A 10,583-nucleotide genomic window follows, 5' to 3' on the forward strand; every position below is an offset into this window, starting at 1 on the left:
GCGGGCGGGGGGGGGGGGGGCGGGGGGCGGGGGGGGGGGGCGGGGGGCCGGGCGGGGGGGGGGGGCCGGCGGGGCGGGGGTTATTGGACGGGGGGCCCCCCGCCCACACCCCCCCGACCCACGTGTCGTCAGCGCACCGCCTGCGGCACCCGCTGCGCCGGGACGGCCGCCGTGCCCGCCGGCGTCGGCGTGGCGCCCAGCGCCGTCCCGCGCGTCTCCTCGGCCCACAGCACGCACACCAGGAGCCCGAGCGCCGTGGTCCCGGCCGCGATCAGCATGGTCGGGCCGGTGCCGAGCCCGGTCAGCGACAGCGGCAGCAGGTAGGTGCCCACGGCCGCGCCGATCCGGCTCACCGAGGTGGCCACGCCCACGGCGGTGGCCCGGATCTCGGTCGGGAAGAGCTCGTTGGGGTAGGTCCAGTCGAGCACGTTGGGCCCGCCGCACAGGAAGGCGTACGCGCACAGCGCGGTGAGCGCGACGGCGGCCGGCGCGGTGGGCCACACGCCCAGCAGCGCGAGCGGGACGGTCATGAGCGCGAATGACCAGATGATGACGGGGCGTCGGCCCTTGGTGTCGATCAGCCGCAGGGCGGGGTAGCAGCCGAGCAGGAACACGAGGCTGATCAGCCCGGTGCCGAGGGTCTCCATCACGGTGCCGCCCGGCATGCCGAACGAGGAGAGGATCTGCGGGCCGAAGGTCAGCATCGCGAACAGCGGGCCCACCTGGCAGAGGAAGAACAGGCCGCAGAACAGGGTGCGGCGGCGGTACGGCGGGGTCATCAGCAGCCGCAGGCCGCCGGGGCGCCGTGCGGCGCCGACGGCCTCGGGCATCAGCTCCCGGCCGTCCACCCGCACGCCGAGGTGCTTCTCGACCAGGCGGACGGCGTCACCGACCCGCCCGTTGGCGGCCAGCCAGCGCGGAGACTCGGGGGAGCCGCGGCGGATCACGAGGAAGACCACGCACAGCACCGTCGAGCTCGCCAGCATCCACCGCCAACTGCCGGGACCGGCCAGCTCCAGGAACAGGTAGCCCACCACGTAGGCGAGGACCGAACCGGCGTACCACGCGACGATCTGCTGGCCGAGGAGGCGCCCGCGGTGCTTGGCGGGCAGCCACTCCGCCAGCAGGGAGGTGGCGATGGGGTAGTCGGCGGCCACGGCCATGCCGAGCACGAAGCGCAGCACGGCGATCGCCCACACCGCGTCGACCCAGAAGGAGAGCACCGAGCAGGCGACCATGACCAGCAGGTCGGCGGTGTACATCACCTCCCGGCCGATCTTGTCGGTCAGCACGCCGAACAGGGCGCCGCCGACGAACATGCCCACCAGGGCGGCGGCACCGATCAGGCTGACCTCCGCGGTGGACAGGCCGAGGTCGGGCCGCATCCCGATGAGGGCGACGCCGACGATGCTCAGGATGTAGCCGTCGAGCAGCGGCCCACCGGAACAGGCGAGGGCCAGCCTGCGGTGGAAGGCGGTATAGGGGGCGTTGTCGATGGTCCGGGACATGGTCTCGGGGATCCTCCGGAGCGTACGGCGGCGCTGTTCGCGCGCCGTGCGCCGGGTAGACGACAGGACGGACGCCGCCCGGTCGGACGGCGCCGCCGCCCGAAGGCGACCGTCCACGGTTGCCCCGGTGCACCGGGCCCGCCACCGGGCCGAAGGTCGGCCGGATCACCGACGAAGGTCCCGAAGCGGACGGGCCTTCCGGCCGTGCCGCCGGGCCGCCCGCCCGTGTCGCACGGGGCCTGGAGCCGTCCCGTCGGCCCGGACGCCCGGCGGCGGTGACGCTCGTCACTCCGCCGGGGCCCATAGCACGGGCCGAATTCGCTGCCGTCAGCGGTCCACTGACCCCGCGTCCTCGGCGTGGTTCTGGGTACCGTCCTCGGCGTCGTAGGAGGACGTGCCCGAGTCCAGCAGCGGCTCCTGCGTCTTGAGGTGCGCCGGCGCCAGCGCCCGCAGCGCGTGGTAGCCGGTGATGACGACGATCGTGCCCAGCGCGATGCCGCTGAGGCTGAAGGTGTCGGTGAACTTCATGGAGACGTTGCCGATGCCGATGATGATGCCCGCGGCGGCCGGCACCAGGTTCAGCGGGTTGCGCAGGTCCACCTTGGCGGTGATCCAGATCTGCGCGCCGAGCAGGCCGATCATGCCGTACAGGATGACGGTGATGCCGCCGAGCACCCCACCCGGGATCGCGGCCACGACGGCACCGAACTTCGGGCAGACGCCGAACAGCAGCGCGAAGCCGGCCGCGGCCCAGTAGGCGGCGGTGGAGTAGACCCGGGTGGCGGCCATGACGCCGAGGTCCTGGACGACCTCCGTGACGAACCGCTCGGGCCGTTGAACCCGAGGAGCCTGCGGAAAATCGGCGACGAGCGATGAGTTTTGCTGTGATCCACAGTCATAGATCACGGCTGGTGCGCCTCGGCCGCGACTGCGATCGATGCGCGCACCGATTGAATCAACCGAGAACCTGACACGAGACACCGAGGAACCCCCAGATGCGTACTCTGATCAGCACCGCCTTCATCTCGCTCGACGGCGTCGTCGAGGCCCCCGGCGGCGAACCCGGCTACCGCAACACCGGCTGGACCTTCAAGCACACGGAGTTCCTTCCCGAGGCGTTCGGCATCAAGGGCCAGGAGCAGAAGGAAGCCACCGCCATGCTGCTGGGCCGGACCAGCTACGAGGCATTCAGCCCGGTGTGGCCCGGCATGGAGGACTTCGCCGACTACAAGGTGATGCCGAAGTACGTCGTCTCCACCACTCTCACCGACGGCGACCTGGTGTCGAACTGGGGCGAGACCACCATCCTCCGCTCGCTCGACGAGGTCGCCGCACTGAAGGAGAGCGAAGGCGGCCCGATCATCGTCCACGGCAGCGCCGCCCTCAACCAGGCCCTCTCGGACGCCGGCCTCATCGACCGCTACCACCTCCTCGTCTTCCCGCTGCTCCTCGGCGCCGGAAAGCGCCTGTTCAGCGCCACCGACAAGGACACCCAGAAGCTCAAGCTCGTCGAGCACGAGACCTACGCCAACGGTCTGCAGAAGAACGTGTTCGACGTCGTCCGCTGACGAGGCTCCCGTGGGAGGACCGGACATGGATCTTCGGGACTGTGGATCGCGTCGATCCGGATCGAGGTAGATCGTTCGCTCGGCCATGTGCTCTGCTCGTCGTGCTCGGGACCCTTGAAGGCCGGGGACATGGCAACGGCAACCACGGGACGAAGAAGGTGTCGTCGTACAGCACCACCGGGCGACGTCGGGGACCGGTGGTACCTCTCCGTCCGCTCACGAGTTGAAGGCCGCCGAGATGATCTGGTTGACGAGGCGGCGGTCGTTGCCGCCTCCGGTGATGGGGTTGAAGGAGTAGACGAGCCGGCGCTTCAGGTCACGGGTGGCGAACATGCCGTCGGTGTAGCCGAACGTACTGCCGGTCTTGCCCCACACGGTCACGCCGTCGGGGAGGGTGACACGCATCGGGCCCGCGCCGTAGAAGGCCCGGCCGCGGCCCGGGTCCTGGTCACTGCCACCCAGGTAGGGGACATCGGGGACGGTGAACATCTCGTCGAGCTGCGCGGGCGGCAGGAGCCGTCCCCGGAAGAGCGCCGTCAGGAATCGGTCCAGGTCCGCCGTCGTGGAGATCATGCCTCCGGCGCCCGGATTCTGCTCGGTGATGTCGACCAGCCCGCTCTTGTCATGTGCGGGGGAGAGGTCGATGTAGCCGTGGGTGTGCGGACCGGGAATGGTCGTGTCCGTCTCGGGCGCGGTGGTGTGCCGCAGATCCAGCGGCAGCAGGATCCGGTCGGTGATCTCCTGCTGGTAGCTCCGGCCGGTCAGCTTCTCCACGAGCATCGCGGCGAGGTAGTAGCCGGTGGCCCCGTAGCTCTGCATGGTGCCGGGCTGGTCGAAGAGCCGGGTTTGTTTCCCCGCCTGGGCTCCCACCCCGCCGATGTGGGGGTGGCCCCCCGGGTGCCCGCGGATCCCCTGCGGGTCGGTCGGCAGGTCCTGTGCCGTCAGCTCGGGCAGACCGCCGGTGTAGTCGAGCAGTTGGCGCACGGAGATCGCCGGGTAGTCGGCGGGCAGCACGTCCGGCAGGTACTCCTGGACAGGACGGTCGAGATCGACCTGGCCCTCCGCGGCCAGCTGGAACACCACGGTCCCGATGAACATCTTGGTGACGCTGCCGAGGCGGAACCGGCCGTCGACCGGGACGGCCTCCCCCGTCGTCACATCGGCGACCCCGGACGTTCCCGTCCAGTGCCCGGCCGGCCCGCTGATCCGGGCCAGCACCGCTGTCGTGGTGGCAGGGGCACTCGCGACCGCCGCCCGGAGCGCAGCCACGTTCAGCTCGGGAAGAGAGGCCTCGGAGGCCGCCGCGACGGCTGCGGGGCGCCCGGCCGGTGCGGCGAGAGCTGGGGCAGCGGTGCTCAGGACCACTGCGGTGAGAGCCGTGCAGGCCAGCCCCGCAAGCGGCAGCCGCCTCCTGCGGCCGTTCATGGTGGCGGTCGCGCGGTTGATCGGCAAGGTTTCGGAAGTCATGCCTCGAGCCTGCCGGAGGCTGACTGTCCAGCCATCAGGGATCAGCCCCCAGCCGCCCCGGAGTCACCCCTGATACGTACCGGTCTCGGGGGAATTCGAGCTTCCGGAGGCGCCGGCCCGGCGGCTCGGCCGACGGGTGATCAGCGGGCAGTGTCGCGGACGAGGACGAGTTCGTTGCTCATCCGGCGGTGGCTTGCCCGGTTCGCTTCGGTGTGCTGGTGAAGGCGCGCCGGTAGGAGCGGGGAGGCACCCCTCGGCGCCGCACGAACTGCTCGCGCAGCACGGCCGCGCTGCCGTAGCCGACCCTGCGGGCGACCTCTTCGACCGGGAGGTCCGTGGTTTCGAGGAGTTCCTCGGCTCGGCTGAGTCGCAGGCTGCGCAGCCAGGCGTGCGGGGTGGTGCCGGTCGCCGCGGTGAAGCGGCGGGCGAAGGAGCGTTTGCTCATCATGGCGCGGCGCGCCAGTTCCGTGACGGGCAGCGGCTCGTGGAGGTGCTCGCGGGCCCAGCCGAGGACCTCGGCGAGCCGCTCGTCCCGGCCGTCCTCGGGGACGGGCGCGGCCAGGTACTGGGCCTGACCGCCGTCGCGGTGGGACGGCAGCACCATGTCGCGGGCGACGGCGTTGGCGAGCGCGGCGCCGTACTCGCGCCTCAGCAGGTGGAGGCACAGGTCGAAGCCCGCGGCTGCTCCGGCACCCGTGACGACGCTCCCTTCGTCGATGTAGAGCGCGCCGGCTTCCACGGTGACCTGCGGGTGGCGGTCGGCGAGGAGTTCGGCGAACCGCCAGTGGGTGGTCGCCCGACGGCCGTCGAGCAGTCCGGCGGCGGCGAGCGCGAACGTGCCGACGCAGTGGGCCGCGACTGTGGCGCCGCGCTCGTGCGCGGCCCTCAGCACGTCGAGCACAGCCGGGGCCGGTGGTGCGCGGAATTCGGTCCCGGGCAGGGCGATGAGCAGATCGGCGCCGGCGAGCCGGTCCAGCCCGTGCGCGACGGACAGCGGCACGCCGCAGTCCGTCGGCACCGGTCCGGGCCGGTCGGCGCACAGGGCGAAGTCGAACCCGGGCAGCTCCGCCCCATGGGGACCGAACACCTCGGTGACGATGCCGGCGGCGAGCAGGCCGACACCAGGAGGGACGTACGCGGCGACGGTCTTGAAAGGCGGCACCGTCGCAGTCTGGCACACCTGGCACGAATCCTGCGATCAAGGGCATCAGTGCCACTCGTGAACCACCGCCGCACCCGGAAGGATTGAGGCCATGACAGACGCACCGCTCGGCCGCAGCGCCACATACAAGGTCCTGACCACCGGCTACGTGGGATCCACCGGCCCCGGAGTCGCCGCAACCGTCTCCTACGTCTCCGACGCAGGACGACACGTGATCTTCGACCCGGGCATGGTGGCAAGCCCCGACCACATCCTCGCCCCGCTCGCGGAACTGGGCCTGACCCCCGAGGACATCACCGACGTGGTACTCAGCCACCACCACCCGGACAACACCATGAACGTCGGCCTCTTCCGCCGCGCCCGGGTACACGACCACAAGGTGGAGTACCAGGGCGACCAGTGGAAGAACCGGGACGCAGAAGGCTACGAACTCACCCCCTCGCTGCGCCTGATCCGCACCCCAGGCCACAGCCCCGAGGACATCACGCTGCTGGCGGGCACGGACTCGGGCGTCGTCGCCTTCGCCGGCGACCTGTGGTGGCACGCGCACGGCCCGGCGGACGATCCGGTAGCCCCGGACCGCGAGCTGCTGCGCGCCTCACGGCTGCGGGTGCTGGCAGCAGCGGACCTGATCGTGCCTGGCCACGGCGGCCCGTTCGAGGCCGACGACACGACCCCGCGCTGAGGCGTGTTCGGTAACCGGTCGGGCTGTGGCCGTTCGTCGGCGTGGCGGTGATCGTGAGCATGCGCCGCGGGAAAGTCCGGTGCGTCGCGGGCACCGCACGAGATCCGCTGCCAGGCGTCGGCCGGGGCCTGGGAGAACAGCCAGTCGATGCGTGGACAGCCCACGCCGAACTGGGACTTGGGCACCGCCAGGACATAGCCGACACCGGACCGTTCCAGCAGTCGGCGAAGCGGTCCCGATCCTCGGTCCAGGACCTGGGCGGGTCGAGCTCGCGGTCGACAGGGGCCCGCAGACGGAAAGCCCCCGCTACCCGCCTCCCGTGCGCGCCGTGACCAGGCCGGACTCGTAGGCCGCGATGACCGCCTGGGCGCGGTCCCGGACGTCGAGCTTGCCGAAGATGCTGGTGATGTAGTTCTTCACCGTCGACAGGCTGATGTCCAGGGCCCGGGCGATCTCGGTGTTGTCGAGGCCGGTGGCCATCAGCCGCCACACCTCGACCTCCCGGGGCGTCAGCCCGCCCGTGTCGGCGACCGGCGGCAAGGCGCCGACCGGGGCCCGGACGTAGGTGGAGATCAGCCGGGTGAGCAGGCGCGGGGCGACCACCGCCTCGCCGGCGTGGACGGTACGGATCGCCGCGCCCAGTTCCTCCGGCGAAACGTCCTTGGGCAGGAACCCGTGGGCGCCGGCGCGCAGCGCGGCCACCACGTACTCGTCCATGTCGAAGGTGCTGAGGGCGAGGACTCGGCAGGAGGGGAGGGTGCGGGCCAGCTCCCGGGTCGCGCCGACCCCGTCGAGCACGGGCATCCTGATGTCCATCACCACGACGTCGGGGCGCAGCAGGCGGGCGGCGGTGACGGCCTGCTCCCCGTTCTCGGCCTCGCCCACCACCTCGAAGGACGGGTCGGGGGAGAGGATCAGGGACAGGCCGCGCCGCACCAGCGGCTGGTCGTCCGCGATGAGGACCCGGATGCCCGGTGCCGCCGCCACCGGGCCGTCGCCGTGCGGGCTCACCGGGCCGTCGTCGTTCGACCGAACCGGGCCGTCGCCGTGCGGGCTCACCGGGCCGTCGCCGTTCCGTGCTGGACGGCCGCGTCGGCCGTTTCCTCCGGGGCCAGTGGCAGGTCGGCCAGGACGGCGAAGCCGCCCTCCGGACGTGGTCCGGTCCGCAGGGTGCCGCCGTGCAGGGCGACGCGCTCGCGCATGCCGATCAGGCCGTACCCGCTCCGGCCGCCGGCCGGCACCGCCTCCTGCGGTGCGGCGCCGCCCGTGCCCGCCGTGCCCGCCGTGCCCCCGTCGTCGCGCACCTCGACGGTGACCCGGTCCGGACCGTACGTCAGGGTGACGGTCGCGCGGGCGGGCCCGGCGTGCTTGCGGGCGTTGGTGAGGCCCTCCTGGACGATCCGGAACACGGTCAGGCCGACAGTGGGCGGCAGCGGGCGGCGGGGCCCCTGGACGCCGAAGTCGGTCGGCAGGCCGGCTACCCGGGACTCGTCCACCAGCCGGCCCAGGTCCTCGGCCCCGGGCTGGGGCGAGGGCGGGGCGGTGTCCGGTTCGTCGCCGGCCCGCAGGACGTCCAGGAGCTGGCGCATCTCCCGCAGGGCCAGTCGCCCGGAGGACTCCAGGGTGACCAGGGCGTCCCGGACCACCTCCGGGTGGGCGAGGTTGGCCCGGGCGCCGCCGGCCATCAGCTGCATGGTGGTGATGTGGTGCGCCACGATGTCGTGCAACTCCCGTGCGATGCGGCGGCGTTCATCGGCCACAGCGCGGTCGGCCAGCAGCTTGCGGTTGGCCGCGACCTCCCGCTGCCAGCGCGCCACGGCGAGGCCGGCGCCGACCACGAGCAGGGCGGAGACGGGGGCGCTGACGACCGCCTGCCAGGCGGGCATCCGCAGGTGGCTCTGGCTCAGCACTGTCAGCACCGACGTCACCACCGAGGCCGCCGCCGTCTCCAGGGCGGTGCGGGCCCTGGCCACCGAATACAGGGCGACCACCAGCGCGGCGCCGAAGTGGGGGCTCGCCGGCGCGGACAGGTCGGCCGCCGACTGGAGCACCAGGACGCCGGCCAGCGTCGCGACCGGGCGGCTGCGCCGGGCGAGCAGCGGCAGGGCCGACAGCGTGACCAGGAGGAAACCCGTCAGGCTCGCCCCGTGGTCACCGGCATCCCCGTTGAACACCAGGTAGCCGAGCAGGTCGATGGTGCAGGCACCGACGGCCAGCAGCGCGTCGGCGCGCGTCCACGGCGCACCGTCGGAGTCCGCCGGGTCCGCCGGGTCTGCCCGCTCCGCCCCGAGTGCCGCCTCCGCCACGGGACGCTGACGCCCGCCCATGTCCGTTCCCCTCCGCGCCCGGCCCGCGCCGCGCCCTACCGTTGAGCCCCGTTGAGCCCCGACCGGGCTCCGACCGGGCTCCGATGAGCCCCGGCCAGGCCCCGATCAGGCCCCGACCAACCGTCATCGGCCCTGATCCAACCGTCATCGGCCCTGATCAGGCCCGATGACCCCATTCTGGCATCGACCCACCCCACCCCGGCATGGTCCCCACGGCCGATCACGGGGCCCGGACCAGGACCACGGTCCCGGGTCCGGGCCCGGCCGAGGAGCAGGGGCCCCGGTGCGGATCGTCCGTCGCAGGGACGTCCGCGGCCCACCCCGGGTGATGGTCTGGAACCCGGCCGGGAACCCCCGCAGCCGAGACCCACCTTGCGGACGCTCGCGTCCACCGCCGGAGGAAACCGTGATCCGCGCACTGACCGGATACTCAACCAGGAACCCGTGGAAGGTGATCGCCCTCTGGGTGGTGCTGGGAATCTCCCTGGCCCTGCTGAGCCCGATGCTGCTCGCCCGGGTCACCCAGTCCCAGACCGGGGACTTCCTGCCCAAGAGCTACGACTCGGCCGCCGCACTGCGGATCGCCGAGGACGACTTCGGGATGAAACCCGACGCCACCACGGTCACGGTTCTGGTCGCCAGGACCGACGGCCAGGCGCTCACCGCCGCCGACCAGCAGCGGGTCGAGGCCGAGGCGGCGAAGCTCGCCCAGCGCCGGGTCGTCATGCCCAGGAAGGACGACGAGCCGGCCTTCCTCGTCCCCGACCGGTCCCAGACCCCACGGGTCGCCCCGGCGATGGTGGCGCCCGACCGCAGCTTCGAACTGCTCTCCGCCGAACTGACCGGCAACGCCGCGGACGAGGGCGTCCAGGGCGTCTACCGGGCCTTCCGGGACGCCACCGTGGCCCGGTTCGCCGACGCCGGGATGCGCACCGGGTTCACCGGGGGACTGGCCGACGCCGTGGACACCGCCGACTCCCACCGCACCGCCGCGACGGTCGGCAGCGCGCTCGTCATGGGGCTGATCGTCCTGCTCAACGTGCTGGTGTTCCGCAGCGTGGCGGCGGCCCTGCTGCCGCTGCTCGCCGTCGCCATGATCGGCAGCGTGGCGGGCGGAGCCGTGGCCGTCGCCGCGACGCTGACCGGCCTCAAGCTCGACGCCGGCACCCCCGGGCTGGTCTCCGTGGTCCTGCTCGGCATCGGCGTCGACTACCTGCTCTTCCTGCTCTTCCGCTTCCGCGAGCACCTGCGGGCCCGGCCCGAGCAGCCCGCCCGCGAAGCCGCCGCCCAGGTGACCGCCCGGGTGGGCACCGCGATCACCTCGGCCGCGCTGACCATCGTCGCCGCCTTCGCCACCCTCGGCGTGGCCAGCTTCGGCCAGTTCCGCTCGCTCGGCCCGGCCATCGCCGTCGCCGTCCTGGTCATGCTGCTGGGCAGCCTCACCATGATGCCCGCCCTGCTCGCCGCCTGCGGCCGCGGCATGTTCTGGCCCTCCCGCAGCCTGCGCCGCCAGCCGGGCGAGGGCTTCGCCGCCCGCTTCGGCGCGCTCGTTGCCCGGCGGCCACTGCCGATGCTGCTCGCCGCCCTCGCCCGGCTCGGCGCACTGGCCGCCGGGATGACCGGGATCCGGATGGACTACGGCCTCGGCGGCGCCGGCGACCGGACCCCGGCCGCCGCCACCGCCGCCGAGATCTCCCGCACCCTGCCGGCCGGCGTCTCCGACCCGACGAGCGTCTACGTCGTCACCACGGACGGCACCACCCTCACCCCCGGCCGGGCGGGGGGGCCCGCGCCCCCCCCCCCCCCCCCGGGGGGCGGGGGGGGGGGGGGGTGTTGACAAACACCACACCCCCCACACCAAACTTT

At 72.9% G+C, this 10,583-nt stretch carries 8 protein-coding genes and 1 pseudogene; 3 read left to right on the top strand and 6 right to left on the bottom strand.

The annotated features are described in order from the left end of the window. Positions 1-128: 128 nt before the first annotated feature. On the bottom strand, positions 129-1,508 hold the full coding sequence (locus ACFV4F_RS39820; RefSeq protein WP_380510283.1) for an MFS transporter: 1,380 nt from the start codon (positions 1,506-1,508) through the stop codon (positions 129-131). Positions 1,509-1,835: 327 nt separating this feature from the next. Then, positions 1,836-2,306 (bottom strand): annotated as a pseudogene (locus ACFV4F_RS39825) (solute carrier family 23 protein); the annotation flags it as partial. 197 nt (positions 2,307-2,503) lie between these two features. Between ACFV4F_RS39825 and ACFV4F_RS39830 the strand changes: the two are divergent. Further along, positions 2,504-3,076 carry a dihydrofolate reductase family protein gene (locus ACFV4F_RS39830; RefSeq protein ID WP_380510286.1) on the top strand — a complete coding sequence of 191 codons (573 nt, stop codon included), beginning with the start codon at positions 2,504-2,506 and terminating at the stop codon, positions 3,074-3,076. A 216-nt stretch (positions 3,077-3,292) separates the two neighbouring features. Here ACFV4F_RS39830 and ACFV4F_RS39835 read toward each other — a convergent pair whose 3' ends face one another. Together ACFV4F_RS39835 and ACFV4F_RS39840 are read right to left on the bottom strand one after the other, a co-directional pair. After that, positions 3,293-4,543 carry a serine hydrolase domain-containing protein gene (locus ACFV4F_RS39835; RefSeq protein WP_380510289.1) on the bottom strand — a complete coding sequence of 417 codons (1,251 nt, stop codon included), beginning with the start codon at positions 4,541-4,543 and terminating at the stop codon, positions 3,293-3,295. A gap of 178 nt (positions 4,544-4,721) precedes the next feature. Continuing rightward, positions 4,722-5,705 (bottom strand): GlxA family transcriptional regulator, encoded by a 984-nt coding sequence (locus ACFV4F_RS39840; protein WP_380510292.1) that lies wholly within the window; start codon positions 5,703-5,705, stop codon positions 4,722-4,724. Positions 5,706-5,796: 91 nt separating this feature from the next. Here ACFV4F_RS39840 and ACFV4F_RS39845 point away from each other — a divergent pair, with 91 nt between their 5' ends. Then, entirely contained in the window at positions 5,797-6,390 is a 594-nt protein-coding gene (locus tag ACFV4F_RS39845) for an MBL fold metallo-hydrolase (protein ID WP_380510295.1), read from the top strand. A 306-nt stretch (positions 6,391-6,696) separates the two neighbouring features. On the opposite strand, the gene ACFV4F_RS39850 is transcribed toward ACFV4F_RS39845, so the two are convergent. Both ACFV4F_RS39850 and ACFV4F_RS39855 read right to left on the bottom strand, forming a co-directional pair. Further along, the gene (locus ACFV4F_RS39850) at positions 6,697-7,401 is read right to left on the bottom strand and encodes a response regulator (protein WP_380491184.1); all 705 of its coding nucleotides are present in this window, start codon (positions 7,399-7,401) and stop codon (positions 6,697-6,699) included. Positions 7,402-7,445: 44 nt separating this feature from the next. Next, positions 7,446-8,717, bottom strand: a complete 1,272-nt coding sequence (locus tag ACFV4F_RS39855; RefSeq protein ID WP_380510298.1) for a sensor histidine kinase — start codon at positions 8,715-8,717, stop codon at positions 7,446-7,448. Positions 8,718-9,123: 406 nt separating this feature from the next. Here ACFV4F_RS39855 and ACFV4F_RS39860 point away from each other — a divergent pair, with 406 nt between their 5' ends. Beyond that, positions 9,124-10,554 carry an MMPL family transporter gene (locus ACFV4F_RS39860; protein ID WP_380510301.1) on the top strand — a complete coding sequence of 477 codons (1,431 nt, stop codon included), beginning with the start codon at positions 9,124-9,126 and terminating at the stop codon, positions 10,552-10,554. The last annotated feature ends 29 nt before the right edge of the window (positions 10,555-10,583 follow it).

Origin of the sequence: Kitasatospora sp. NPDC059722 (genome assembly GCF_042733235.1) — a bacterium.
GTDB lineage: Bacteria > Actinomycetota > Actinomycetes > Streptomycetales > Streptomycetaceae > Kitasatospora.

What these genes read in the sequence shown, in the direction of transcription:
- ACFV4F_RS39830 (WP_380510286.1), top strand. Translation starts at nt 2,504, where the DNA reads ATGCGTACTCTGATCAGCACCGCCTTCATCTCGCTCGACGGCGTCGTC.
- ACFV4F_RS39855 (WP_380510298.1), bottom strand. Translation starts at nt 8,717, where the DNA reads ATGGGCGGGCGTCAGCGTCCCGTGGCGGAGGCGGCACTCGGGGCGGAG.
- ACFV4F_RS39820 (WP_380510283.1), bottom strand. Translation starts at nt 1,508, where the DNA reads ATGTCCCGGACCATCGACAACGCCCCCTATACCGCCTTCCACCGCAGG.
- ACFV4F_RS39835 (WP_380510289.1), bottom strand. Translation starts at nt 4,543, where the DNA reads ATGACTTCCGAAACCTTGCCGATCAACCGCGCGACCGCCACCATGAAC.
- ACFV4F_RS39845 (WP_380510295.1), top strand. Translation starts at nt 5,797, where the DNA reads ATGACAGACGCACCGCTCGGCCGCAGCGCCACATACAAGGTCCTGACC.